Source organism: Amycolatopsis nivea (assembly GCF_004522235.1).
Classification (GTDB): Bacteria; Actinomycetota; Actinomycetes; order Mycobacteriales; family Pseudonocardiaceae; genus Amycolatopsis; species Amycolatopsis nivea.
Window position 1 is genome coordinate 11,726 of record NZ_SDLT01000007.1, and the last position, 24,424, is coordinate 36,149.

General features: G+C 69.4%; 24 protein-coding genes. 10 read left to right on the forward strand and 14 right to left on the reverse strand.

Annotated elements, in window-relative coordinates; translation table 11 throughout:
• Positions 1-79 precede the first annotated feature (79 nt).
• Together EIZ44_RS10155 and EIZ44_RS10160 are read left to right on the forward strand one after the other, a co-directional pair.
• A complete protein-coding gene (locus EIZ44_RS10155; RefSeq protein ID WP_037807968.1) occupies positions 80-1,123 on the forward strand; it encodes an SIS domain-containing protein in 1,044 nt (347 codons plus the stop codon).
• On the forward strand, positions 1,120-2,082 hold the full coding sequence (locus tag EIZ44_RS10160) for an N-acetylglucosamine kinase (RefSeq protein WP_134728413.1): 963 nt from the start codon (positions 1,120-1,122) through the stop codon (positions 2,080-2,082). Before EIZ44_RS10155 ends, EIZ44_RS10160 begins: the two co-directional genes overlap by 4 nt.
• 90 nt (positions 2,083-2,172) lie before the next feature.
• Here the strand turns inward: EIZ44_RS10160 and EIZ44_RS10165 are convergent, their stop codons facing one another.
• Positions 2,173-2,856 carry a DUF3159 domain-containing protein gene (locus EIZ44_RS10165; protein WP_043827250.1) on the reverse strand — a complete coding sequence of 228 codons (684 nt, stop codon included), beginning with the start codon at positions 2,854-2,856 and terminating at the stop codon, positions 2,173-2,175.
• 276 nt (positions 2,857-3,132) lie between these two features.
• On the opposite strand from EIZ44_RS10165, the gene EIZ44_RS10170 reads away from it, so the two are divergent.
• From EIZ44_RS10170 to EIZ44_RS10195, 6 genes are all read left to right on the forward strand, one after another.
• Positions 3,133-3,972, forward strand: a complete 840-nt coding sequence (locus tag EIZ44_RS10170; protein ID WP_037807977.1) for an SGNH/GDSL hydrolase family protein — start codon at positions 3,133-3,135, stop codon at positions 3,970-3,972.
• 156 nt (positions 3,973-4,128) lie between these two features.
• Positions 4,129-4,845, forward strand: a complete 717-nt coding sequence (locus EIZ44_RS10175; protein ID WP_240691271.1) for an OmpA family protein — start codon at positions 4,129-4,131, stop codon at positions 4,843-4,845.
• A 6-nt stretch (positions 4,846-4,851) separates the two neighbouring features.
• The gene (locus tag EIZ44_RS10180; protein WP_134728415.1) at positions 4,852-5,301 is read left to right on the forward strand and encodes a LapA family protein; all 450 of its coding nucleotides are present in this window, start codon (positions 4,852-4,854) and stop codon (positions 5,299-5,301) included.
• Between the two features lie 71 nt (positions 5,302-5,372).
• Positions 5,373-5,849 (forward strand): DUF6932 family protein, encoded by a 477-nt coding sequence (locus EIZ44_RS10185; RefSeq protein ID WP_037807980.1) that lies wholly within the window; start codon positions 5,373-5,375, stop codon positions 5,847-5,849.
• The gene (locus EIZ44_RS10190; protein ID WP_037809292.1) at positions 5,846-6,730 is read left to right on the forward strand and encodes a hypothetical protein; all 885 of its coding nucleotides are present in this window, start codon (positions 5,846-5,848) and stop codon (positions 6,728-6,730) included. Before EIZ44_RS10185 ends, EIZ44_RS10190 begins: the two co-directional genes overlap by 4 nt.
• Before the next feature lie 236 nt (positions 6,731-6,966).
• Positions 6,967-7,638, forward strand: a complete 672-nt coding sequence (locus EIZ44_RS10195; protein WP_037807985.1) for a hypothetical protein — start codon at positions 6,967-6,969, stop codon at positions 7,636-7,638.
• A gap of 348 nt (positions 7,639-7,986) precedes the next feature.
• Here the strand turns inward: EIZ44_RS10195 and EIZ44_RS10200 are convergent, their stop codons facing one another.
• From EIZ44_RS10200 to EIZ44_RS10235, 8 genes are all read right to left on the reverse strand, one after another.
• Positions 7,987-10,740 (reverse strand): AfsR/SARP family transcriptional regulator, encoded by a 2,754-nt coding sequence (locus tag EIZ44_RS10200; protein ID WP_134728416.1) that lies wholly within the window; start codon positions 10,738-10,740, stop codon positions 7,987-7,989.
• Between the two features lie 361 nt (positions 10,741-11,101).
• Positions 11,102-12,004, reverse strand: coding sequence for an ectoine hydroxylase (gene thpD / locus EIZ44_RS10205; protein ID WP_134728417.1), 903 nt, complete (start codon positions 12,002-12,004; stop codon positions 11,102-11,104).
• A 63-nt stretch (positions 12,005-12,067) separates the two neighbouring features.
• Positions 12,068-12,460 (reverse strand): ectoine synthase, encoded by a 393-nt coding sequence (locus tag EIZ44_RS10210; protein ID WP_037807993.1) that lies wholly within the window; start codon positions 12,458-12,460, stop codon positions 12,068-12,070.
• Between the two features lie 31 nt (positions 12,461-12,491).
• A complete protein-coding gene (gene ectB / locus EIZ44_RS10215) occupies positions 12,492-13,742 on the reverse strand; it encodes a diaminobutyrate--2-oxoglutarate transaminase (protein ID WP_134728418.1) in 1,251 nt (416 codons plus the stop codon).
• Positions 13,743-13,780: 38 nt separating this feature from the next.
• On the reverse strand, positions 13,781-14,278 hold the full coding sequence (ectA, locus tag EIZ44_RS10220; protein WP_167754077.1) for a diaminobutyrate acetyltransferase: 498 nt from the start codon (positions 14,276-14,278) through the stop codon (positions 13,781-13,783).
• A gap of 243 nt (positions 14,279-14,521) precedes the next feature.
• Entirely contained in the window at positions 14,522-17,530 is a 3,009-nt protein-coding gene (locus EIZ44_RS10225) for a patatin-like protein (protein ID WP_134728419.1), read from the reverse strand.
• Positions 17,531-17,578: 48 nt separating this feature from the next.
• Positions 17,579-18,823: a DUF445 domain-containing protein gene (locus EIZ44_RS10230; RefSeq protein WP_134728420.1), complete on the reverse strand. Its 1,245-nt coding sequence runs from the start codon at positions 18,821-18,823 to the stop codon at positions 17,579-17,581.
• Between the two features lie 5 nt (positions 18,824-18,828).
• On the reverse strand, positions 18,829-19,620 hold the full coding sequence (locus EIZ44_RS10235) for an Abi-alpha family protein (RefSeq protein WP_037808011.1): 792 nt from the start codon (positions 19,618-19,620) through the stop codon (positions 18,829-18,831).
• A gap of 91 nt (positions 19,621-19,711) precedes the next feature.
• On the opposite strand from EIZ44_RS10235, the gene EIZ44_RS10240 reads away from it, so the two are divergent.
• Positions 19,712-20,494, forward strand: a complete 783-nt coding sequence (locus EIZ44_RS10240; RefSeq protein ID WP_439098590.1) for a maleylpyruvate isomerase mycothiol-dependent enzyme family protein — start codon at positions 19,712-19,714, stop codon at positions 20,492-20,494.
• Here the strand turns inward: EIZ44_RS10240 and EIZ44_RS10245 are convergent.
• From EIZ44_RS10245 to EIZ44_RS10255, 3 genes are read right to left on the reverse strand one after another with little or no spacing between them, the layout of a single operon-like run.
• On the reverse strand, positions 20,466-20,882 hold the full coding sequence (locus EIZ44_RS10245; protein ID WP_037808018.1) for a LapA family protein: 417 nt from the start codon (positions 20,880-20,882) through the stop codon (positions 20,466-20,468). The two genes, EIZ44_RS10240 and EIZ44_RS10245, sit on opposite strands and share 29 nt — an antisense overlap.
• 37 nt (positions 20,883-20,919) lie before the next feature.
• Entirely contained in the window at positions 20,920-22,050 is a 1,131-nt protein-coding gene (locus EIZ44_RS10250; protein ID WP_134728422.1) for a dipeptidase, read from the reverse strand.
• Entirely contained in the window at positions 22,047-22,646 is a 600-nt protein-coding gene (locus EIZ44_RS10255) for an alpha/beta hydrolase (RefSeq protein WP_134728423.1), read from the reverse strand. The genes EIZ44_RS10250 and EIZ44_RS10255 overlap by 4 nt, the downstream gene beginning before the upstream one ends.
• An 84-nt stretch (positions 22,647-22,730) precedes the next feature.
• Here EIZ44_RS10255 and EIZ44_RS10260 point away from each other — a divergent pair, with 84 nt between their 5' ends.
• Positions 22,731-23,183, forward strand: a complete 453-nt coding sequence (locus EIZ44_RS10260) for a MarR family winged helix-turn-helix transcriptional regulator (RefSeq protein ID WP_043827229.1) — start codon at positions 22,731-22,733, stop codon at positions 23,181-23,183.
• Positions 23,184-23,189: 6 nt separating this feature from the next.
• Here the strand turns inward: EIZ44_RS10260 and EIZ44_RS10265 are convergent, their stop codons facing one another.
• Both EIZ44_RS10265 and EIZ44_RS10270 read right to left on the reverse strand, forming a co-directional pair.
• Positions 23,190-23,693 (reverse strand): RNA polymerase sigma factor, encoded by a 504-nt coding sequence (locus EIZ44_RS10265; protein ID WP_134661923.1) that lies wholly within the window; start codon positions 23,691-23,693, stop codon positions 23,190-23,192.
• A 161-nt stretch (positions 23,694-23,854) separates the two neighbouring features.
• Positions 23,855-24,349, reverse strand: a complete 495-nt coding sequence (locus tag EIZ44_RS10270) for a winged helix-turn-helix transcriptional regulator (RefSeq protein ID WP_134728424.1) — start codon at positions 24,347-24,349, stop codon at positions 23,855-23,857.
• Positions 24,350-24,424: the final 75 nt, after the last annotated feature.

Sequence of the window (24,424 nt, forward strand, 5' to 3'; positions counted from 1 at the left end):
CGCCCGGCTAGCATTGGTCTAGACCTGACCGGACGCCGCTCAGCACACCGGGACACCCGTCCCGGCGGAGAGGAAAGTGATGACCCAACTACGTCCCGGCGAGCACATGGCCGCGGAAATCTCGGAGCAGCCCAGCATTCTGGCCGGGCTGGTCGAGCGGCGGTCCGGCATCGCAGCAGTCGCGGAAAAGATTTCACAGAACCCGCCGCGGTTCGCCCTGCTCGCCGCTCGCGGTTCGAGCGACCACGGCGCGCTGTACGCGAAATACCTGATCGAGGTACTCCTCGGCCTCCCGGCCGGGCTCGTGTCGCCGTCCACCGCGACGCTCTACGGCGCCCGTCCGGACCTGCGCGACGTGCTCTTCATCACCGTCAGCCAGAGCGGCGGGTCGCCGGACCTGATCGAGGTCACCGAGGCCGCCCGCCGCCAGGGCGCGCTGACCGTGTCGGTCACCAACACCCCGGACTCGCCGCTGCGCGCGGCTTCGGAACTGGGCGTGGACATCGGCGCCGGGGTCGAGAAGGCGGTCGCGGCGACCAAGACGTACTCGGCGACGCTGATGGCGCTGTACCTCTTCATCGACGCGATCCGCGGCGGCAAGGGCGAGGACGCGGAGAAGATCGGCGAACTGGCCCAGCAGACGCTGGACGGCGCCGCCGAAGGCGTGCAGCGCGCGGTGGACCGTTATCGCTTTGTCGACCGCGTGCTCACCACTGGCCGCGGTTACTCCTACGCCAGCGCGCTCGAAGCGTCGCTGAAGCTCGCCGAGACGAGCTACCTCGCGGCCCGCGCGTACAGCGGCGCGGACCTGCTGCACGGTCCGGTCGCGGCGGTCGACGGCGAGACCGCCGTGCTCGCCGCCACCAGCCTCGGCCGCGGCGGCGAGGCCATGCGCGAGGTCCTCGAAGCGGTCGGCGAGCGCGGCGCGGACGTGCTCGCGGTCGGCTCGGCGGCGAACGACGTGCCCGCCGCGGTGCGCATCCCGGTCGCCCCGACCGTCGAGGAATTGGCTCCAGTGCTGGAAATCCTGCCGATCCAGCGGATCGCGCTCGGGCTTTCGCTCGCGCGCGGCGGCAACCCGGACAACCCGCGCGGTCTGCTGAAGGTGACCAAGACCCGGTGAGCCTCGTAGTAGGCGTGGACGCCGGCGGCACGTCGACGCGAGCGATCGCGATCGACGCCGCCGGCGTCGTGCACGGCACCGGAGCCGCGGCGGGCGCGAACCCGAACTCGCATCCGCCCGCGGAGGCGGCGGCCCGGATCGCCGGGGCCATCGAGTCCGCAGTGGACGGACGGACCGACGTGCTCGGCGTCGTGGTCGGCATGGCGGGCGAGAGCAAGCTGTCCGACCCGGCGGTCGCGGCGGAGTTCACCGCGGCGTGGGAGCGGATCGGCCTCGCCGGCCGGGTCCGGGTGACCGGCGACGCCGAGGTGGCCTACGCGTCCGCGACGGCCGAGCCGGACGGCACCGTGCTCGTCGCGGGCACCGGCTCGATCGCCGGGCGCATCCGCGGCCGCCGGATGATCGCCACCGCGGGCGGGCACGGCTGGCTGCTCGGCGACGAGGGCTCGGGCTTCTGGCTCGGCCGCGAAGCCGTGCGCGCCACGCTCGCCGCGCTCGAGGGCGACGGCCCGCTCGGCGGATTGCCCGAGGCGGTCCTCGCCGAAGCGTTCGGACCGTCCGCAGCGGACCTGTCCGATCGCTTCAAGGTCATGTGGGCACTGGTGACCCATGCCAACGCGGAACCCCCGGTCCGGCTGGCGCGGTACGCGCCGCTGGTGAGTGCCGCCGCTGCCGCCGGAGAGCCCGCCGCGGAGGAGATCGTCGCGCGGGGCGCCCGGCATCTCGTGCGCGTCGCTCGCGCCACGCGCGAGCCGGGAGAAAAAACTCCGATCGTGCTCGTGGGCAGCGTGCTGGCCGAAAACGGCCCGGTCGGGGCTCGCGTGCGGGCCGAATTCGCCGGTCTTAACGTTCTGACCAGCTCCGATGGGGTGCTCGGCGCGGCCTGGCTCGCGGCGGTGCACGCGTGGGGCGAGGACACCCCGCGACCATCCCGACGGGTGAATGCCACCAAAACTTGAGCGGAAGAGTCGAAACCGTCGACTCAACCCCTCCGGTCCGGGTACCGTAGGAACCGGCCCCCGGACCCTCCCCCCTCGCCGGGGGCCGCCTTAACTTCCGGGTCCGGTTTCGGACTCGCCCGCACCCGGGTCTTTCGCCAGGCGAAGGCCCGGGTGTTCTGCTGGAAGGCTCCGGTAAAGGACCCAGCCGCTCACCGCGACGGTGGCGGCCACCAGCGGCCAGGAGAGCACGGTGCGCGCCACTCCGAGCGCGACCACCTGCCCGGTCCACCACAACAGCCCGTAAACGACCACTCGCAGCAAGTACTGCAGCACCCACACGGCGCTCGCCCACGAGTACGCGCGCAGCAGAGCCGGGTCGCGCCGCCAGCGCGTCTTCTGCCCGAGAAGCAGCCCCACGATCACGCCGAGCAGCGGCCAGCGGACCGCGATGCTCGCCGCGAACAGCAGCGCGCTCGCCGCGTTCGAGAACAGCTGCAGCAGGAAGAAGTCCTCGGCGCGGCCGGTGTGCATCGCGATCAGCGCGGCGATCACCACCGCGGCGAGGCTCACCACCACCGCGCGCGCCTTGTCGCCGCGAATCAGCCGGTACGCGCCGAGCAGCACGGCGACGCCGATCGCGACGCCCGCTCCCCAGGCGATCGACTGGCCGGAAACGAGCCAGCCGACGACGAACGCGGCGGGCGGGATGCTGGCGTCGATCGCGCCGCGCCGCCCGCCGAGGATCTGCGTGAGCGACTCCCGCGCCGGCCCTTTCGCAGTCTCGTCTGTCACACCTTCCAGCCTGCCGCAACTCCCGGCGGAGCCCCAGGTCGGGAGACCTACCCCACATGGCGCCCGGTACGGGGCGGAACGTGAGGTTCATCCCGGTGAAATTGCCGTAATAGGGAGGCGCGAACCCCCGACAAGGTAAGAGACTGTGACGTCCGGCTGAACCGGTCGTGTCCGGCGGGAAGGATATGGGGATATCCGACTGTTAGTTGGGGTGTACAACTAGATCCGGGACTTCACGGGGAACAGGCGCGCACCAGCGGGAAAGGGGAACCCAGCGTGTACGGGATCAACAGCTACGTAGCCATCGGGGACAGCTTCACCGAGGGCCTCAACGACCATCGGGGCGACGGGACGTTCCGGGGCTGGGCCGACCGGCTCGCGGAGATGCTGGCCGGCGACGAGCCCGGCTTCCAGTACGCGAACCTGTCGCTGCGCGGCAAGATGCTCGACGAGATCATGGACGAGCAGCTCCCGATCGCCCTCGAGCTGAAACCCGATCTGGTCACGCTGTGCGCGGGCGGCAACGACGTCATCGTGCCGGGGGCGGACGTCGACGCCATCGCGGAGCGCTTCGAAGCGGGGGTGGCGAAGCTGCGCGCGGCCGGGATCCCGGTGGTGATCTTCAACGGGCCGGACACCAAGACGCTGTCGGTGATGAGCGTGCTGCGCGGCAAGGTCGCGATCTACAACACGCATCTGTGGGCGATCGCGGCCCGGCACGGCGCGAAGATGGTCGACCTCTGGACGATGGAGCCGCTGCACGACCGGCGCGCCTGGAGCGACGACCGGCTGCACTTCACGCCGGACGCGCACCGCCGGATCGCGCTGCTCACCGCCGAGGTGCTCGGCGTCCCGGTCACCGAGGACTGGCGCGAGCCGTACCCGGCGAGCACCGAACCGGCCACCTGGATCACCTCGCGGCGCTCCGATCTCGCGTGGACCAAGGTGCACCTGCTGCCGTGGATCCGCCGTCAGCTGCGCGGCGAGTCCATGGGCGACGGACTGTCGCCGAAGCGCCCGGAACTGGCTCCGCTCGTCCCGCTCGTGCCGGACAACCCGGCGAGCATCGACCTCGACATGCGGGGCGACGTGCGGGGCAACGCGACCGCCTCCTGAACGCCGTCCCCCGACAGTGCCCGCGCCGGTCACCACCGGTGCGGGCACTGTCGCGAGAGCCACCCGAACGGCGGCCTTTACCAGGTCGCCAAGCCGACCGGCCCGGCATAGGGTCCTGTTATGTCCGGTGCACGAGGGTGGCTTCGCTTGATCCCCGTGGCAGTGGTGGTCACGGCCCTGCTCGCGGGCCTCGTGACTTGGCTGCAGGGCAGCGGAATCCAGGACGACCTCGCCGCGCGATCACGCTCCGCGCTCGACGCGGCGGGCCTGCGCGGCGGCGAGGTGAAGTTCTCCGGACGGCAGGCGACCCTCGAAGGGTTCCCGGCCGAAGAAGCCGGCCGCGCGCTGGGCATCGTGCAAGGGGTCGACGGGGTCGAATCCGCGCAAGCCTCCGGCGGGGCCGGGCCGGTGCAGTCCGCGCCGTCGCCCGAACCGTCGACGACGCCGCCGTCCAGCCCGCCGCCGAGTTCTTCCGCCCCGCCGCCCGCGCCGCCGACCGACCGCGACGGGATCCAGGCCGAAGTGGACCGCAAGCTCGCGGCCGCGCCGATCACCTTCGAACCGGACACCGCGAAGCTCACCGACGAAGGCGAGCAGGCCGCGCGCGATCTCGCGCCGCTGTTGCGCGACGCACCGGACAACTTCCGCTACCGCCTCGTCGGCCGGGTCGCCGACGGTCCGGGCGGGCGCAGCGCGGCGCTGAAGCTCTCCCGCAACCGGGCGCTGACCGTGATCCGGTTGCTGATCCGCGAGGACGTGCCGCCCGACCGCTTGCTCGCGGTGGCCAGCGCGAGCGGTTCGGACAGTTCGGGCAGTGCGAGCAATGGGGGCGACAGCGACCGGCGGGTCGAGATCACAGTGGAACAGAGGTGATGGCGGATGCTCTGGCTCTTCGGGCAGATCTGGCTGTGGCTGCTCGTCTCGTTCCTGCTCGGGGCGGCGGTCATGTGGCTGTTCACGCGGGCCGCCCGGCCGAAGGCCGAACCCGAGGCTGAGCCGTACCGGCCCGCGGCGGCTCCGGCGGAGGAAGCGGCCGAGGAGACCCGGCACATCCCGCCGGCGAACCCGTACGAGGACTACGAGGACTACGAGGAACCGGCGTACCCGCATTACGAGGACCAGCCGGAGCGCGTCTACAACGACTATCCGGAAGTCGACCCGGACGATCCGTACCACGGGCAGCACCCGGCGCACGACCCGGCCGGGCACCCGCTGCCCGATCCCGAGCCGCGGCTGTCGGGCGAACTGAGCTGGCCCGAGGACGACCAGCGGAGTCCGCACTGGCCGGCCGACGAACCCGCGCCCCGCCGACCTGGACGCAGTGGCTGACACCCACCTGGTAGATTCGGCTACGCACGGTAAGCGGGCGCCGAGGGCCCCGGACGACGTCAGGAGGTCCGATGGCGCTTCCGCACTGGACGCCACAGAACCTGCTGCCCCCCGGCCGCCATCACGCCGACCTCGCCGACGTCTACGAGCGCCTGGTCTACGACGCGCCGCACCAGAACGAGCGCGAGATCCTCTTCAGCGCGCTCAACAGCTACCTCGGGGTCGCCCAGCGGGTGATCACGTCCGGGCGGGCCTGGCTCGGCGGCGCGTTCGTCACCCGCACGGCGCATCCGCCGCGCGGGCTCGACGTGGTGCTGCTGCCGGACGAGTGGGGCGCGTTGAAGCGGCTTGACGACAGCGGCCGCACCGCGCTGTACGGGCTGCTGACCCTGCGCGGCATCATCGTCGGCCAGCCCGCGATGTACCTCGACCAGATCCAGCCGGTGGGCGGCATGCTCGACGGTTTCCTGTGCCGTCCCGGCGACGAGGACGTGTGGGAAGCGGTGTGGGCCGACGGCGGCAGAGGCATTCCGGAGATGGTGTGGTGAGGAACGAGTTCCGGCGGATCGCCGACGAGATCCCCGGCGGCACGTGGCTGGACGACCTCGCGCGCGCCTCGGCGATGGCGGCGAACGCGAAGTTCGAGCGGACCTGCCGCGCGCCGCTGCTGCACGTGTCGGTGATCGGCGAAACGCACATCGACGCGTACACCTTTTCCGACATCAGCCGCGCGCTCCAGGACGCGACGGCGAAGATCGGGCACATCATCCGCAATCCGTCGAACGAGGTCACCTTCGTCCAGCAGGCGGACCGGGACAAGGCCCCGCTGATCCAAAAAGGACAGGCGGGCAACGCGATCTTCTTCGGTTTCCCCGAACCGGCGGTCGACGACGCGCTGATCCACGACGGCATCGAAACGCTGTCCGAGCGCGCGGTGAAGGAACTCTGCGATTTCCTGCCCGCCAACGGTTCCGACGACGGCGCGCTCGACGCGGTGCTGCTGCAGCGCGACACGGTGCGCAACGCGGTCAGCGACGTCGTCAACGCGGTCAGCAAGCACGCCGGCATCGGGATGGCGCTCACGCCCACCGCGGGCGAGCAGGTGACCCGGAGCATGACCACCGAACAGGCGCGGGTGCTGCAGGGCAGCCTGCGCGAGTCCCGCGAGGCGGTCGGCTACGAGACGGTGACCGGACGCCTCGACGGCGTGCGCACCCGGCGGCGGATTTTCTACCTGGAGCGGGAATCGGGCGGAACCATTCAGGGCGCGGTCGCCCCGGATCTGCTCGACCAGATCAAAGAAAACCTCGATCGGCCGGTGACCGCGCGGTTGCGCGTAGTGCGCACGACGACCATCGACGGACGGCGCGGCAGGCCGGTGCACGAACTTCTCGAGATCACTCCGGAAGTCAATCTTTTCGATCAGTGAATGGCGCGCGCGGTGCCGCGTCGCCAGGTCAGGACCGCCGGGTAAGCGCGCGGTCGCTCTGCGGAATCACGCTGCCTTTTTCGGGCAGCGAATGGCGCCGCTTCGCGCAATCCGGCGGGAAATGACCCCGTCCGCCCGGACGCGGTAAATGGATGACATTGTCAGTCGATAACGATTATTCCAACCACGCGGGCATCTGCGTTAGCGTCTTCGCCATCCCAGCGGAAGAGGCACGCATGACGACCGAGCAGCCGTATCCGGCCGCACCCGCGCGACACAGCAGGACCACTGCTCGTCCTGGTCCGCACCGTCCGCCCCAGCAGGAGCCGTCCCGGAGACAGGCCAACTGGCCCGGCGGACTCGCGGTCACCCTCGGACTGGCCGCGGCGGGCGTCGCCTTCCTCCCGGATTGGGGCTTCCTCGCCTGGCCGCTCGCCGGCATCGGCCTCGCCGGCGGAATTGCGGGAATCGTCCTTTCCTCCAAGGGAAAAATGCGCGGATTGGGCGTCGCACTCACCGGAACCACGCTTTCCGCACTGGCTGCCCTGCTGTGCGGCGCGATGCTGCTCTACCCGTCGATGTTCGGCACCGCCCGCGCGGGCGATCTGCACATCCCGCCGCAGCCGGGCGAGAAGCATTCGGTCGACTTCGTGGTGAGCTCGGCGAACGGCGCGACGGTCCGCTACGGCACGCTGAACGACCAGCGCACCGCGACCACCCCGCCGAGCACCGACGACTGGCACGGGCACGCCTCCTACGACGGCGGCAGGCCGGTGCTTTCGCTGACCGCGGACACCGCCAACGCGGGCGTGACGAACCAGATCAGCTGCCAGATCATCGTCGACGGCAAGAAGGTCGCCGAAAGCAGCGGCAGTTCGATCGCGCTCTGCACGTCGAACGTCGAATAGGGCCTGGCGGCCGGCCGGCCTACCCCCATCTCGGCCGGCCAACCGCCACCGAACCGCTCCTGGCGGCTCTTCCAGGTCCGCGCGGTACTGCCGCGGTCCCGTCGCCGGCTTCACAGCCTGCCCCTCCCCTAGGGCTCCGCCAGCGTCGCGGCCGACCCTACGCGCGCTGACCGCCTGATGGCTAAGAATCCGCTAAGCGGACGCGATTATTACCACGGTGACCTGGGTAAACACAGCTGAACATTGTACAAGAGCCGGGCGCGGACGACTGCCCGCTCACTGTGCGCCGACTGCGTCTTCGGCCGAGCGGCGAATTCTCGGGTTGACCCAGCCGAGGAGCGACCGCTGCTACGAACCGGCCAGGTCCGCCGCTTCCTTTCGCAAGTCCTCGACCTGCCGCGGGTTCATCCGCTCGTACAGCGCCACCGCCAGCCGGTACTGCTCGCGCGCCGGCTCCAGCCGTTCCTGGCCGCGCAGGATCCGCGCCAGGGTCACCCGCAGGATGCCCTCCTGCAGCTCGAACTGCCGCGCGACCGCCAGCGACACGGCTTCCCGCGCGTAGCGTTCGGCGGCTTCCAGCTCGCCGATGCCCAGATGCAGTTCCGCGAGGTTGTTCAGCGACACCACGGCATAGCTGTCGTCGCCAAGTTCGCGGTCTATCTCCAGCGAGGCCAGCTGATGCGTGATCGCCTCGGCCGGACGTCCCGCGCGTTTCTCCGTCTCCGCGCAGTTGTTGAGCGCCTGGCCGCGCAGTTCGAGATCACCGGTGCGTTCGGTCTCCGCGACCGCCTCCAGCAGCCGTTCGATCGCCTCCGAATAGCGGCCGAGCAGGGTCAGCACGCTGCCGAGGTGGATCTTGGCGACGATGAGCGAGCGGCCGTCGAGCCGGGTGGCCAGCCCGACCGCTCGTTCGGCGTCGGCGATGCTGCCCTGCGACAGCTCGAAGGTGAGCGCGATGGCGCAGCGGGAGATCAGCATCCAGCACTGCCCGAGCGGTTCGTTCGCGGCTTCGGCGGCGGCGAGGCCGAGGTCGACCAGCCGGATCCATTCCTCGTACAGCGGGCAGACGACCCGGTAGGTGTGCGCGACGCGGGCGAGCCGCCAGACGTCGGCGTAGCGGCCGTCGGCGTGTGCGGCGTCCAGTACCGCGAGCAGGTTCGGCCACTCCGCGGCGAACCAGTCCTGGGCCTGGGCGAAGGTTTCCAGCGGCGGCAGCGCGTCCGGCGGCACGAGGCCGGTGAGGTCGAGCGGGTCGACGATGCGCAGCATCTTCCGCCGCGCGGTGTCCGAGGCGGCCTGGTGATAGCGGATGGCCCGGTCGAGCACCGCCGCGCGTTCCGCCGGGTCCAGTTCAGTTTCCGCCAGCTCGCGCAGGTACAGCCGGACGAGGTCGTGCGGGGCGAAGGCGTCGCGCGAGGTCTCGGCGACCAGGTTGTGCGCGGCCAGCGTGCGGAGTTCGCGGCGGGCCTGCTCGACCGGGATCTCCGCGATCGCCGCCGTCAGGTGCGGACCGGTGTGCCGCGCGGGCACCGCACCCAGGCGCAGCAGCGTCCGGGCCAGTCCGTCCGGAAGGCCGCGGAACGAGACGTCGAAGGCGGCCCGGACACCGTCTTCGGCTCCGGTGACGTCGAGTCCGGCCAGCCGGGTGCGTTCGTTTCCCAGCTCCCCGACCAGATCCTTGAGTGTCCATTGTGGACTGGCGGCAAGCTTGGCCCCGGCGATCCGCAGCGCGAGCGGCAGGTAGCCGCACAACCGGGCCAGCGCGTGGTTGAGGTCGAAGTCCGCCGGCCCGGCCAATTCCTCGATCACGCTCACCGCGGCTTCCGGCGCGAGCGTGCCGAGCACCCGCAGCTTCGCCGCGTGGGACACCGCCAGCGCCTCCAGCCGCGACCGGCTGGTCACCACCGTCATCGACCGTGCGCCCGGAGGGAGCAACGGACGCACCTGTTCGGCCGAACGCGCGTCGTCGAGCAGCACGAGCATCCGCCGCCCGGCGATCAGCGAGCGGTACAACGCCACGCGTTCGTGCACCTGCTCCGGCACCTCGTCGGCGGGCACGCCCAGCCCGAGCAGGAACTGCGACAGCAGATCGCCCGGTTCCAGCGGCGGCTGGTGCGGATCGAACCCTTGCAGCGCCGCGTACAGCACCCCGTCCGGGAACAGCCGGGCCGCGCGGTGCGCCCACCAGATGACCAGCGCGCTTTTGCCGACCCCGGCGGTGCCGGACACGATCACCGTGCTGTCGCCGCGTTCAGCGAGCCCGTCGAGCCATTCCAGCTCCGCCTCGCGCCCGGCCAGCGTCGGCAGCGCGGGCGGCAGCTGAGAAGGCGCGACGGCCTGTTCCGGAACCGCGCTCTCGTGCGCGGCGAGATCGTCGTTGAGCACCCGCTCGTGCAGCGAGCGCAGATCCGCGCCGGGTTCGACGCCGAGCGAACCGAGCGTCGCCCGCGAGACGGTGTGGTACAGCTCGAGCGCTTCCCCGCGCCGCCCGGCGTGGTAAAGCGCGCGCATCAACTGCCCGGCGACGCGCTCGGCGAGCGGGTCGGCGCGGACGATCGGGCTCAGCTCCACGATCAGCTCGTCGTAGCGGCCGAGGTCGAGATCCGCGTTGACCCGGGCGTAGCGGATGGCGCGCCGCAACTCGTCCAATTCGGGCGCCCGTACCGAATCAGGCACACCGGACAGCGTCGGCCCCTGCCACAGCGCGAGCGCCTCGGCGAGCAGCTTCGAGGCGCTCTCCGGCGATTCCAGCGCGGCCTGGTCCAGCAGCGCCCGCGCGCGGTGCGCGTCGATCCGGTCCGGCGCGAGGGAAAGCTGGTAGCCCGGCGGGCGGGTGCTGATCTCGGCGACCGGATCGGCCATCTCGCGCAGCAGCCGGCGCAGCTGCGACACATTGCCGTGCACGATGGTGCGGGCGGTGGCAGGCGGATCGTGGCCCCACAGCGCGTCGATGATCTCCTCGAGCGGCACCACCTTGCCCACGCGCAGCGCGAGCAGCGCCAGCAGCCCCCGCACCCCGGGGCCGCCGACGGGAACCGCACGGCTGCCGTCGAGCAGCCGCACCGGGCCGAGCAGTTCGACCCGCGCGCCGGCATCGGCCATGCTCGCGCGCACCTCCCAGGCTCACCCCCAGCCAGACAGGTCAACTTACCGTCAGCGGCGGCCCGCAGACACCGCTCTTTCGTGAATTTCGACCCTGAACAGACGAGTCCGGCCCCGCACCATCAGTCCCGATCTGATGGTGCGGGGCCGGACTCAATGATCGTCGGCCGGGCCGCCAGGGGGCGCGGTCCACCCGTGCATCGCGGCCGTCCGCCGGCGGTTCGGGGGGCTCACCCCGAGCAAGAACCCGGACCGCTGCGGACAACCGTGCCTCCGCAGACGAACTGCGAAGTGGCGACAACGTAACAGGGCGCACATTCTTCGTTACGAGCGACCCGCCGGTTGGCGGAAGTAACGCTGGTCACCGCGTGATCGGCGTCGAGTTGCGGCCGGCGATGAACGACGGCCGCGGCGCGCTCGCGGCGAACGGCTCCTGCAACGCGTTGTCCACGCTGTTGAACACCAGGAAGATGTTCGAGCGCGGATACGGCGTGATGTTGTTCGACGATCCGTGCATGATGTTCGAGTCGAACCACAGCGCCGAACCGGCCGAACCGGTGAACTGGTCGATGCCGCAGTCGGCCGCCAGCTTGGTGATGTCGTCCGGCGACGGCACGCCCACCCGCTGGTCCTTGAGCGAGCTCTTGTAGTTGGCGTCCGGGGTCTCGCCCACGCACTGCACGAACGTGCGCTGCGAACCCGGCATGACCATGAGCCCGCCGTTGTACGGGTAGTTGTCGGTGAGCGCGATCGAGCAGCTCACCGCACGCGGCGACGGCATGCCGTCCTCCGCGTGCCAGGTCTCGAAATCGGAATGCCAGTAGAAGCCGGTGCCCTTGAAGCCCGGCATGTAGTTGATCCGGCTCTGGTGGATGTAGACCTCGGAGCCGAGGATCTGCCGCGCCCGGTCGAGCACCCGGGGATCGCGCACCAGCTCGGCGATCAGGCCGGAGATCTCGTGCACGTCGAAGATCGACCGGACCTCGCCGGTCCGCGCCTCGGTGATCACGCGCTCGTCGTCGTGCAGCTTCTCGTCCGACGACAGCCGGACGACCTCCTGCCAGTACGTCTGGACCTCACCGGGCGAGAGCAGTCCGTCCACGACCGTGTAGCCCTTGGCATCGTGATTAGCCAGGGTCGCGGCGTCGATCGGGCCGTCAGCCTCGGTACCCCACACCGTGGGGTGCACGCGCGGAAGATGCTCCGGCGTACCGGTGATCCGGGTCGGGTAACCGTCTTCGACCCGGGTGTCCATGATCGTCACAGTGGCTCGCCTCCAGTTCTTCTGGCGTTTCTTCTTTCTCGGGGTGGTGGGAGTGGCTCAGTCTCAGGAGTCTTCGGTGACGAGCGGGTAGACCCCGTTCTCGTCGTGCACCTCGCGGCCGGTGACCGGCGGGTTGAACACGCACACGCACTTGATCTCGGTCTTCGGGCGGACCTGGTGCTTGTCGTGGTCGTTCAGCAGGTACAGCGTGCCCGGCTTGAGCTGGTGCACCTCGCCGGTGGCGAGGTCTTCGATCTCGCCCTCGCCGGAGGTGATGAACACGGCCTCGATGTGGTTGGCGTACCAGAAGTCGTTCACCGTGCCCGCGTACAGCGTCGTCTCGTGCACCGAGAAGCCGACGCCCTCCTTCGCGAGGATGATGCGCTTGCTTCGCCAGTTCGGGGTCTTGATGTCAGCGTCGGTGTCGGTGATCTCGTCGAGCGTGCGGACCAGCAAGTGAAAGGCTCCTTCTTGTTCTTCGGGGTGGTTACTTGAGGACGGCGGCGACGGACTCGGTGATGATCGCGAGGCCTTCGCTCAGCTCCTCGTCGGTGAGGGTAAGCGGCGGCAGCAGTTTCATCACTTCGCCGTCCGGGCCGGAAGTCTCCATCAGCAGGCCGCGTTCGAAGGCCGCCTTGCAGACCGCGCCCGCGAGCTCGCCGTTCGCGAATTCGAGACCGCGCGCCAGACCGCGGCCCTTCGCGACGAGGTTCGCCTCCGGGTAGCTCTCCACCAGGTCCTTGAAGGTGCTCGCGATGCGCTCGCCCTTGGCCTTGGTCGACTTCTCCAGCTCGTCGTCGCTCCAGTAGACGCGCAGCGCCTCGGTCGCGGTGACGAACGCCGGGCTGATGCCGCGGAAGGTGCCGTTGTGCTCGCCCGGCTCCCAGACGTCCAGCTCCGGCTTGATCAGCGTGAGCGCCATCGGGAGGCCGTAGCCGCCGATCGACTTCGACAGGCACACGATGTCCGGCGAGATGCCGGCGTCCTCGAAGCTGAAGAACGGGCCGGTGCGGCCGCAGCCCATCTGCACGTCGTCGAGGATCAGCAGGATGTTGTGCCGCTTGCACAGGTCGTCGAGGCCCTTGAGCCATTCCAGGCGCGCGGCGTTGATGCCGCCCTCGCCCTGCACGCCCTCCACGATCACCGCGGCGGGCTCGTTCAGGCCGCTGCCGGAGTCTTCGAGCAGCTTCTCGAAGTACATGAAGTCCGGCATCGCGCCGTCGAAGTACTTGTCGTACGGCATCGGCGTGGCGTGCACCAGCGGGATGCCCGCGGCGCCGCGCTTCATCGAGTTGCCGGTGACCGACAGCGCGCCGAGCGTCATGCCGTGGAACGCGTTGGTGAAGTTGATGACCGATTCCTTGCCGGTCACCTTGCGCGCGAGCTTCAGCGCGGCCTCCACGGCGTTCGCGCCGCCGGGGCCGGGGAAGACGATCTTGTAGTCCAGGTCGCGCGGCGCGAGGATCTTCTCCCGGAAGGTCTCCAGGAAGTCCCGCTTCGCGACCGTGTACATGTCGAGCGCGTGCGTGACGCCGTCGCGCTGGATGTAGTCGATCAGCGCCTGCTTGAGGTGCGGGTTGTTGTGCCCGTAGTTCAGCGCGCCGGCGCCGGCGAAGAAGTCGAGGTAGGCCTTGCCGTCCTCGCTGTAGAGCCTGCTGCCCTGCGCCCGGTCGAAGACGACCGGCCACCCCCGGCTGTAACTGCGGACTTCTGATTCGAGCTCTTCGAAGATGCTCATAACGATTTCTTTCGCTCCTACTCGGCGAAATTGACGGGTTATTGGCGGTGCAACGGCCCGATGCGGTAAAGATCCTCGGGTTCGTGCGCCTCCCCCTGCGGAAAATCAGCGACTTCGAACAACCGGCGGTGTTCCAGATCCGCGTTCCAGCGCTTCGCGAACGACTCGAAGAGACGGATCGACGCCGCGTTGTCCGGGGTGATCGTGGTTTCCAGGTACCGCACGCCCTCGCCGACCAGACGCGTGTACAGGCTGTCCAGCAACTGCCCGGCCAGGCCCTTTCCGCGTTGCGACGCGTCGACGGCGACCTGCCACACGAGCGCGGCGTCCGGCGCGGACGGCCTTCGGTAAGCGATCACGAATCCGACTGGCTCACCGTCGACGCGGGCGACGACCGAGGTCTCCGCGAAATCCTTGCACCACAACAGGTACGCATACGGCGAGTTGAGATCAAGCTTCTGCGAATCGCGTGCGATTCGCCAGAGAGCGGCACCATCGGCCTTGGTCGGGGATTCGATCAAGTGCTTTCCGGACATACTTTGGAAACGTAACAGAGAATTTTCGCGCCGCCAGCGATCCATGCCACGTCCACCGCCCTCACCAGGGACGACAGGGATACCCCGGTGAGGAGGACCACAAACATGTTTAGCGGGGGAAAGTTCTGGGCATGCGTGCGCCTGGGCCGCACACCATCGGTATGCGACCTGTGACCCCAGACCATGGGCCTTCCGCGCCGCTACCGCAACTCCAGCGCCGGAAAATCGTGGTCTACCTGGGGTTCAGCGTGGACTGTCCGGACGCGACCGCCGCCGCTTCTTCCGGCCGAGCCCGGACAGCGGCGTCCAGACCGCCGGGAGCAGGAGCAGCGCGACCACAGCGAGCCACCACAGCGGGGCCTGCCCGCGCCGCCAACCGTCCACAACGGTGCCGAGCCAGCCGAACAACGGCTGCGCGATGGGCGGCAGGAAAGCCGCGAACAGCAACGCGGCTATCACCAGCACGCCCAGCACGGTGAGCACCATTCGCCACGTGCGCCTCAAGGTCAGCAGGCTCACCACGAGGAACACGAGCGCACCGCCCGCCACCGGAAGACCGAGCCATTGCAGAACGGATCCGCCTTCGCCGCTGAGCACGAACCCGGCGACCGCGGTGATGGCGGCGGCCAGCAGGTTCCATGGCCGGCCCAGCCGGGTCGCGCCTTGCGTGACCCACCACGAACTGCGGCTGCTGAGCTGCGCGAATTTCGCCAGCGGCTGGAGCGTTTTCGGAACCCGGGTGGCCGTCGAAGCGGCATTGAGCCCGGCCGCTCCGGCTTTGACAATCGTTTTGGTGAGCAGGGTACTGCCGAGTTCGCCTTCGAAACGTTCGGCGGAAACCTGACAGGCTTGGAAAGCGCGTTGCGCCGCGTCCTGCTGGCCGGAGTTTTCCGGCTGGGCAGCCGTTTCCCGTTCGAGCGGCCGGGCGGCCATCAGCTTCCGGAAACTCTCCGAAGCCTTTCCGTTGCCCTCCTTCGCATCCGCCTCGGCCTGGCTCGCGAGCACCGGCAGTTCCTCCCGTGCGATGGCCAACTGCCGCGACTTCGCCAGCACCATCGACGTCACCGGAAGACTGGTCGGCACCTCCTTGCCGAAGTCGACCGGGGACAGATTCGCGTCCAGGCCAAGGAAAGCCAGTTCGTCGCCCAGTTGCGCGAGCAGGCCGGGCAGGTCCGAGGGCATCCCGTTGTCCGCGGGCGAGGGCGGCTCCCAGCCGATCTCGCGGAACGTCGTCCTTACCTGCTCCCGGAATTCCTCCGGGCCGACGATGTCGCGCAGCACCCGCAGGCGTTTCGGGTCGAGCAGGCACTGCATCAGCCAGCCAGCGCCGTCGATCCGGCCCCACATCCAGTCGTTCGCGCGCCAGGACGCTTTGTAGAACGCGCCGAAGTTGTTCGCCTGGGTGCCGGTCAGCTTGTCCCGGCCGCGGGGGCGCGCGAGGTCCAGCAGGGTCCGGCTGTCCGCGCTCAGCTGCACCAGGTCGACCCGCTGGTCTACCGCCGGCGCTTCGGCCAGCAGCCCGCGCGTCGCCATGTGCAGCAGCAAAAACCGGGCCAGCACGAACCCGTCCGCGACGTCCGCGTTGTCCAGGCCGAACCAGTCCAGCAGCGCCGTCACCGTGTCGGCGGCATCCGCGGACCACTGGTTTTCCTTGCCCGACAACGCTTGCAGCACCGGAGCGGCCGACCGCAGCGCGCCGGTCACCTCCGGCCACGCCTCGCGGACCGCGTCCGATGCCCCGAGATCCGCCCATTCGGCGGCGAGCTGACCGATCCAGTCCGGCATCGAGGTGCCGGACGGCGGCGGCTCGTGCCGGGCCACCCACGCGGACAGCCGCACGTCGCGAGCCGCGCTCCGGCGGGCGGCGTGCATTTTCGCGCGGGCCTCGTTGAGCTGGGTCGCCTGGTCGAGGTCCGGGCCCATCCGGAAGCCCGCGTTGATCAGCTGGATGCCGGTCGCGACCGCGTCATCCAGCGTCGAGGTGCGGTAGCGGACCAGGTCGCCGACCGTGACCGATTCGCCGGGCAGCGTGCTGGGAATCCCGCGGCGCAGTCCGTCGGCGGCGATGTCCTGCAGCAGCGCCGAATTCCCGGCTGCCCACCCACTGTCCTCATCGGACAGTTCGTAGCGGCGGGTGACCGCGCGGACCAGGTCGGCCGCGTCGAGCGCGACCCGGCGGTCGAGGTACGCCCGGTGCACCCGGTCGTCCACCAGCTGCCCGCCGCGCAGGCCGAGCGACGCGAGCGCGACCCGGGTGTCCCTGGCGCGCGTGACGGCGGAGTTGTGCCTGCTCAATTCCTCCAGCTCGACGCTGATGGTCTGGCTCATGATCGTGGACGCGACCTTCGCCAGCGCGGTGCCGAGCATCGGCGGCTCAGCCGGGTCGCAGGTCATCGGCTTGGCTTCGCCGTCGACCGTCGGGACGACGTACAGCAGCAGCCGCCGCACATCCGTCGACGACGAGCGTTCGAAGATCTCCCGCAACGCGGGCCGCAGCGGTTTGTTCACCAGCACGCCGCCGTCGGCGAGCCAATGCGAACGCACCAGCTCGGTGTAATCGGTCATGTCCGGATGCAGCCGGTCCGCCGCCTCGGGACCGATCGGCATGCGCGACAGCTCGAACGCGCCCGGGAAGGACGCGCTCGACCGGGCGGCGAGCGCGAGCGGGCCGTGCACCTGGTTGTTCCACAATGGACCGTCGAAGCGGAACAGCATGCGATGTTCGGTGTCCCGCACCCGGTTTCCGAGCGCGTCGTCGTACTGCGTGGTCTCGCCGTCGAGCATGGTTCCGGTGAGCAGCACGGTCACGTCCGGCGGCTCGGTGGGCACGACGCCGGATCCGGTGATGTCGTGCATCGCCTGGACGAGGCCGCCGAGCAGCACCTTGTCGCCGTTCAGCACCGAACGCGGCCGCGTCTCGCCGGGGTCGCGGATCAGATTCTCCAGCGACCCGGCCGAGAACCAGGTGTCGCGCAAGATCGCGGGCGTCGACCGGTACGCCTCGGCCAATCCGAGACACGCGGCGTTGATGCCGCCCGCGCTCGTCCCGGTGAGCACGTCCAGGCGCACCGAAGCGTGCAAAAGGTCGAGCAGTTTCCGATAGCCGTTACCTTCGTCCGGCGTGCGCGAAGCGTGCAGCAACGCCGACGTCTCGGTAGCGACTCCCCCCATCCACACTGCCAGGCTGGATCCCCCCACCATGGCCATCGCGATCCGGATTTCCTGCGGCCACGGCACCGCCGTCTCACCCATGAGGGTCAGTCTCCCGGCCCGGCCCGCTCCTCCACAAGGGGGGCGGATTCAGGAGGCGAGGTGCTCCAGCACCAGAACCTGCGCCTCGCCGACCGCGAACCCGAGCACCGCGCCGGTCGCGATGAGAATCCATTCGTCCTGCTGGAAAGCCGGGCGCAGCAGCTGCTCGAACTCCTCCGGCGACAATTCCTTCATCTTGCCGACCAGGACGTTCCGGATGTCCATCGCGTCGGTGGCGTAATCCTCGATGTAGCGCATGGTGTCCGGCAGCCGGGTCATGATCTGCTCGGAGATGGCGAGCTTCATGTCCTGGTAGCGGCGGCTGCCGATGGCGAAGACCAGCAACGGTTTCGCGACGTTCGCCGCCCGGCCCAGCTCGCGGTCGAGCTGCCGCTGGATGAGCGCGAGCACGCGGTCGGAAAGCGGGCCCTGCAGCACCGCCTCGATGACGTTGTGCGGCGTGATGATTTCTTTCGCGATCAACTCGCCGTACGCCTCGGCGACCTCCGCGCGCCGCTTGAGGAACAGGCCCTGCCAGGTGACGCCGAAGTATTTCTTGGGCTCCAGCGGGTAGAAAATCATCCGCAGCGCCAGCCAGTCGGTGAACCAGCCGGTGAAGAGACCGAACAACGGCATGATCGGCGGGAACTTGAACAGCACCCACGCGACCATCTGGATCACGCCGATCAGGCCGCCGAACACGAGCCCGGAGCGCGCGATGAACTTGAACTCCTCCGCGCCCGCTTCCTGGAAGATCCGGTTGAGCAGCCGTTTGTCCTTGACGAGGCTGGTGACCACCATGCCCTTGAGGTCGAACACACTGTCCACATCGGACTGGATGAGTTCGAGCACGGCCTTGACCATGTGCGGCGATTCGGCCTGCACGCGCTGGATCACCAGCCGCTGCACGCCGACCGGCAGCGATTCCCACAGACCCGACTGGTAGTGCCCGGCCACCTCGCGCACGATGTCCTCGACCGCCGCGAGCAGCGGTTTCTCGATTTCCTTCGCGATCCGGTCGGCGTCGAGCCGGGCGACGACCTCGGCCGGTTTGATCAGCTGCTCGGTCATCGTGTCGCAGGCGATGCTCGCCATCCGCGCGGCCCGTTTGGGCACGATGCCCTGCCAGCCCAGGAACGGCTTGACGCCGATGAACTCGACCGGCTGGAACATCATCCGGATCGCGACCAGCTTCGTGCCGTACCCGATCAGCGCGGCGACGATCGGGATGGAGACATACAGCGGCCAGTGCCGGACGAAGTCGTCGAGGAGCCTCGAGACGAACTCGCCCATCGGGGTCAGCCCAGGCTCGGGTCGCAGGCCTGCCAGAACTGCGCGCCGAGCCGCGAGACGTGGATGGTGCGGCGGATGATCTTGATCCGCTTCACCTGCTTCTCCACCTCGCGGACCGACTCGTCGGTCAGCAGGATCTCGTACTGCGTCTCGAGCGAGGGCACCTCCTCGTCCAGTTCGACCAGCCCGAGGCCGATCAGCCGGGTCACGTAGCCGGGCACCTGGTCCGGCAGCGACACCCCGGCCGCCTTGCCGACCGTCGAGGCGTTGCGCAGCACGATCCGGCCGGTGCCGCCGATGGCGCTGCGCTCGGCGACGTCGATCGCGGGGAACGGGGAGCCGTCCGACAGCGCGGAGAGGATGCGCGCCTCGTCGGGCGTGAGCTGGCGGAGGATGATCGCGTACAGGTATTCGCGGGCGCGCTCGCGGCCGAAGCCGATGGAGTGGTTGAGCAGTTCGGCCATCGCCGCGCGCAGCGGTTCGACGTGATCGCGGGCGGGCACCAGCGTCACGGTCGTTTCGACGGCGCGGCTGCCGACGTCGGCCCGGTTCATCGCGGACGCCGCGGTCAGCGCCGCGTGATAGGGATCGTCGACCTCGTCGAGGCGGCGGCGCAGTTCGCTCAGCAGCCCGCGTTCGACCTGCTTGAGGCCGCGTTCGGCGGTGTCGATCCCGGGGAGTTTGCGGGTCAGGTCGAAGCCGGTGCGCGCCGCCCATCCGGCGAGCTGGCCTGCCCGGCGGGCCAGGTTGGCCACGTCCTCGGCGGTGCCCCGGCCGTTCGGTCGCTGGTAGTCCACGGGCTGCTCCCCTCACTGTTCGCGCTGATGCTACCTGCGAGTAGGCCGAATGGCCCTGTGATGCCTTGCCGGTGGGTGTTGGATGACGCGCATGACCGCGCCGTGGGGACCGCCGATCGACGTGCTGCCGCTGCTCGTGCGCGAGGAACAGGCGCTGATCGGGGTTCTCTCCGACCTCCGGACGCCCGAGTGGACCCTGCCCGCGCTGGGTGAATGGACAGTGCACGACCTGACCGCGCACATCCTGGGACTGAAACTCAGGCGGCTCTCGCGGGACCGAGACGGCCACCTCGGCGAGGGGACGTCCTGGGTCTCTGCCTGCCGGCAACTGTCGCCGGAGGTGCTGTTCGCGATGCTCGTGGACAGTACGACGCAGCTGACCGAACTGTGGAAGCACCGCGACCTGGACGAACCAGCCGCGGCGCCGACGTGGCTGACGGTCGCTCGCGATTACGCGGAGCAGTGGGTGCTCCAGCAGCAGATCCGGGAGGCGGTGGAAGCTCCGCTGCTCGACGAGCCGGAGTTCCGGACGCCGGTGGTGGACACGTTGCTGCGTTCGCTGCCGCAGACGTTGCGGGCGGTGCCCGCGCGGGCCGGACGTCAGGTGGCGTGTTCGGTGGAGGGGGCCGGGCGGTGGACGCTCCGCGCTACCTCGGCGGGCTGGACGATCGACCGCGGTGCCGCGACGTCACGGTCTCCGCTCGCGGCTTTGGCGACCGACGCGGACGCGTTGTGGCGGCTGTGCAGCGGGACGTTGCCCGCAGTGGAAGCGGACGCGCGAGTGCAGGTCAGCGGGGATCCCGCGGTGTGCGAGATCCTGCTGAGCCTGCGGGCTCGCGAGCCCTTCACCGCCGACGCCGCGCCTGCTTCCTGAGCTGCAGGATCCGCGCCCCGCCGATCAGCGCGACCAGCGCCGCGCCCGCGATCGCGGCGAACAGCATCGCCACCGCGAGCGGCATGCTGCCGGACGCGCCGAGGAAGTGGACGGTCGCCGTGTCCAGGTTCTGCAGGATGAACACCAGCAGGAACGCCAGCACGACGATCGCCACGATCACGGCGATCCAGGTGCCGCTGATCCGGGTGGATTTGACCTTGCCCCGGCGGCCCGCGGGTTTCGCGGCGGACGGCCGCGGCCCGGGTTCGGCTCCCGGTGCGGTGCCCGGGGCGGCGTGGTCGAGTGCGCCGGGCACCTCAGTGCCCGGCGCCTCGGGAATTTCCGATTTCGCGGCCTCGTCGGGACCGTCGTTTCGCGCGTGGGACATATCGTGATTGTCCGCCCACTCGCCGTGATGCGCTAATTCAGCGCTTGCCGTCGACCTCGCGCAGCACCCGCAGCGTGTTGCGGCCGGCGAGTTTCGCGCAGTCCTCGTCGCTCCAGCCGCGTTCCATCAGGGCGGCGATGAGCACCGGGTACTTCGACACGTCCTCGAGGCCTTCGGGCAGTTCGCCGACGCCGTCGTAGTCGCCGCCGAGCCCGATGTGGTCGATCCCGGCGACCTCGCGCGCGTGCTCGATGTGCGCGACGACGTCCGCGATCGTCGACTTCGGCTTGGGCGGCGCGTCCCAGGTCTTCGCGAACCGGCCGCGCTGGCCGAGGTCGAGGAATTCCTGCCCGGCGGCGGTCATCGCGTCCCGGAGCTGGTTGTCCCACTCGGTGACCGCGGCGGAGATGAAGGCGGGCACGAAGGTGATCATCGCGACGCCGCCGTTGCCGGGCAGCTGGGCGAGGACGTCGTCGGGGATGTTGCGCGGATGGTCGTTGACCGCGCGGCACGACGAGTGGCTGAAGATCACCGGCGCGCTCGACACCTCGAGCGCGGCGCGCATGGTGCTCGGCGCGACGTGGGAAAGGTCGACCAGCATGCCGATCCGGTTCATCTCGCGCACGACCTCGCGGCCGAACTCGGTGAGCCCGTCGTGCTCGGGTTTGTCGGTCCCGGAATCCGCCCAGGTGGTGTTGAAGTTGTGGGTCAGCGTCATGTAGCGGACGCCGAGCCGGCGCAGAATCCGCAGCACCCCGAGGGATTCGGCGATGCTGTGCCCGCCTTCGGCCCCGAGCAACGACGCGATCCGCCCGTCCGCGAACGCCGCCTCAGCTTCGTCGGCCGTGGTGACCAGCCGCAGCCGCTCGGGGTAGCGCTCGGCGAGCTGGTAGACCACCTCGATCTGTTCCAGCACCGCGGTGACCGCGCTGTCGCCCTTGAACTCGCACGGCACGTACACCGACCAGAACTGCAGGCCCAGCTTGCCTTCGGCGAGTTTGGGGAAGTCGGTGTGCAGCGTCGGCTGCGGCACCGTGAGATCCACGCCGGCCACCGCCTCGACCGGGTTCGGCCCGGCTTTGTCGCGGAGCGCCCATGGGAGGTCGTTGTGTCCGTCGGCGAGGATCGTGGAGGCGAGCAGGTCTTGCGCGCGGGTCAGCTCGGTCATGCCTCGACCCTAGCGAGCCAGGCCTTCGCCGCGCTTATTCCTTCGACGGTCACCTGATGCCCTCCCGGCCAGCGGTGCGTCGTCACGTCCGCATGCCGCTCGCGGAACTGGCGCACGAGTTCGTCGTTGGCGGGCAGCGGAGCCATCGGGTCGTGCTCGCCGTTGGAAAGGAATATGCGAGTTCCGGCGAGGTCGAGGCTCGGCAATTCCGGCAATGGAGACATCGACGAGAACAGAATCGCTTCCCGGAGCGCGTCCGGCCGGGTGAGCGCTACCGCCGCGGCGATATTCGCCCCATTCGAAAACCCGACCGCCACCGCCCTGCCGAACCCGTACTTTTCCCGGGCGTCGTTGAGGAAATCCGCCAGCTCGTCCGCCCGCGCCCGGACGTCCTCGTGATCGAACACGCCCTCCGACAGCCGCCGAAACCACCGCGCCGCCCCGTTTTCCGAAACCGGCCCGGTCGGCGCGAGCGTTGCCGATTCCGGACTCAGTTCGCGCGCCACACTGAGCAAATCGTCTGGACCACCGCCGGTTCCGTGCAGGAGAACAAGCACCGGGAGATCCGGGTCGCCCTCGATGTACCGGTGCATCATCGTCGCTCCTCTGTGGACACCGCTTCCTTCATTGTCTAGGGTAACTTCTCGCGCGCAAGATGTATTCCGGGTAGACTCCGGCAGATGACCCCGGATCCGCAGACGGACGACGACGAGATCGTGACGTGGTGGGGCCTCGTGATCGAGGGCTATCTGGCCACACAGAACGCACTGATGGGAGAAATCGCCGACCGGTTCGGCCTGGCCCCCGCGTCGTTCGACATCCTGCTGCGCCTGGTGCGGTCGCCGGAACACCGCATGCCGATGACCCGCCTGGCCACCGAAGCCGCCCTGTCGAGCGGAGGCTTCACCAAGGTGGCGGACCGCTTGGTCGCCGCGGATTTGATCTGCCGCATCCCGAGCCCGGAAGACCGCCGGGTGACGTTCGCTTCCTTGACCGAGCACGGGTTGGAGGTAGCGCTCAAGGCACGAGCCGCGTGCGCGGAAATCTTGCGCCGAATCGTGCTGACGCCGCTGGGTCCTGATGCGGAGGGGTTGGCGGAGGCGATGCGGACACTTCGCTCGGTGAACGGGTGAGCCGGGTCATGGATAACTGAAGCCCTCGGCCTCCAGCCGACGACGGAGGACCGTCAAGCAGCGGTGTCGGATTCGGCTCACGCTCGACGGCGAGATGCCCAGTTCGGCGGCCAGCTGGTCGTGTCGCAGCTCCGGGCAGTGCGCCAGCAGGAGCAGCATCCGCCGGTGGCGTTCCGGGAACTTCTCCACCGCTCGCCACAGCGCAGCCGCCAGTTCTCCGGCCAAGGTCTTCGCCTCGGGTGACTCCGTCGGTTCGTGCGCGTCCAGGCACGCGTCATCGACCAACTGCACCCGTGCGCGATTTTCGGCTGCACGGAGCGCGTGCCGCCGCGCGACGGTCGTCAGCCAACCGGCCAGGCCGTTCGGATCCTGCAAGTCCGGTTGGCGGCTGAGCAATTCCAGCCAGGCCGTTTGGCAAGCGTCGTCCACCTCGGCGCGAAATCCCGGGTTCGCGCCGACGATCCGGTTCATTCTCGTCGACAGACGGCGTACTTCGTCCTCATTCCGCATTCCTTGCACGGGAACGCTGACGGGCCGAGTGGCTCGGCGGATCCGTTTCAGCAGCGCGGATGCCGGATTGAGTGATCAACTTCGGCTGGATGTATCCAGGGGCGGGCACGCGTCTCAGGCCCGCAGAGAAGAGGTCGACAAATCGATCCAAGCCAGCCACGTCAAGACCGCGCGACAGCCTCCGAATAAGCGGCCGCCAAGCGTTCCGTTGCTGTCGGTCCGTCGCCGTCCGGCCGAGGGATCCCAAGATGCCGCTCCCGCAACTCAGCCATGAACTCTTCCCACAGCGCCGGACCGCCAGCCTCAAGCAGTTCCGCTCGCACGCGCAATTCCGGCGTCGTCGGCCGGTGCCGCAAACCCCAGCTTCCCAGCGCTACCAAAACCGGCACCAGCTGGATCGCCGCTTCCGTCAAACTGTACGTCGCGCGCTGTCCGCGACCGGCTGAATCTCGGGTGAGCAAACCGGCTTCGGTGAGCGTGCGCAGGCGGTCGGCGAGGATATTCGACGCGATTCCCTCCTCCGACTGCGACTGCAATTGCCGGAAATGCCGCCGGTCGCCGAACATCACGTCGCGCAGGACCAGCAGGCTCCAGCGGTCGCCGACGACCTCGATCGCGGCGTTGATCGGGCACCCCGAGCGCGGGCCGTCCGGCATCGCATACCTCCTCCAAACCACTTGCACTTTACCATCGCCTCCGGCATAGTGCTTGCAAAAGACAAGCAGGGAGTA

Bases quoted from the DNA above. Each gene is read 5' to 3' on its own strand.
- EIZ44_RS10240 (WP_439098590.1), top strand. From the start codon at position 19,712: ATGACCGCGCCGTGGGGACCGCCGATCGACGTGCTGCCGCTGCTCGTG.
- EIZ44_RS10260 (WP_043827229.1), top strand. From the start codon at position 22,731: ATGACCCCGGATCCGCAGACGGACGACGACGAGATCGTGACGTGGTGG.
- EIZ44_RS10245 (WP_037808018.1), bottom strand. From the start codon at position 20,882: ATGTCCCACGCGCGAAACGACGGTCCCGACGAGGCCGCGAAATCGGAA.
- EIZ44_RS10200 (WP_134728416.1), bottom strand. From the start codon at position 10,740: ATGGCCGATGCCGGCGCGCGGGTCGAACTGCTCGGCCCGGTGCGGCTG.
- EIZ44_RS10230 (WP_134728420.1), bottom strand. From the start codon at position 18,823: ATGGGCGAGTTCGTCTCGAGGCTCCTCGACGACTTCGTCCGGCACTGG.
- EIZ44_RS10255 (WP_134728423.1), bottom strand. From the start codon at position 22,646: ATGATGCACCGGTACATCGAGGGCGACCCGGATCTCCCGGTGCTTGTT.
- ectB (WP_134728418.1), bottom strand. From the start codon at position 13,742: ATGAGCATCTTCGAAGAGCTCGAATCAGAAGTCCGCAGTTACAGCCGG.
- ectA (WP_167754077.1), bottom strand. From the start codon at position 14,278: ATGTCCGGAAAGCACTTGATCGAATCCCCGACCAAGGCCGATGGTGCC.
- EIZ44_RS10185 (WP_037807980.1), top strand. From the start codon at position 5,373: ATGGCGCTTCCGCACTGGACGCCACAGAACCTGCTGCCCCCCGGCCGC.
- EIZ44_RS10270 (WP_134728424.1), bottom strand. From the start codon at position 24,349: ATGCCGGACGGCCCGCGCTCGGGGTGCCCGATCAACGCCGCGATCGAG.
- EIZ44_RS10265 (WP_134661923.1), bottom strand. From the start codon at position 23,693: ATGCGGAATGAGGACGAAGTACGCCGTCTGTCGACGAGAATGAACCGG.
- EIZ44_RS10195 (WP_037807985.1), top strand. From the start codon at position 6,967: ATGACGACCGAGCAGCCGTATCCGGCCGCACCCGCGCGACACAGCAGG.
- EIZ44_RS10155 (WP_037807968.1), top strand. From the start codon at position 80: ATGACCCAACTACGTCCCGGCGAGCACATGGCCGCGGAAATCTCGGAG.
- EIZ44_RS10225 (WP_134728419.1), bottom strand. From the start codon at position 17,530: ATGGGTGAGACGGCGGTGCCGTGGCCGCAGGAAATCCGGATCGCGATG.
- EIZ44_RS10180 (WP_134728415.1), top strand. From the start codon at position 4,852: ATGCTCTGGCTCTTCGGGCAGATCTGGCTGTGGCTGCTCGTCTCGTTC.
- EIZ44_RS10250 (WP_134728422.1), bottom strand. From the start codon at position 22,050: ATGACCGAGCTGACCCGCGCGCAAGACCTGCTCGCCTCCACGATCCTC.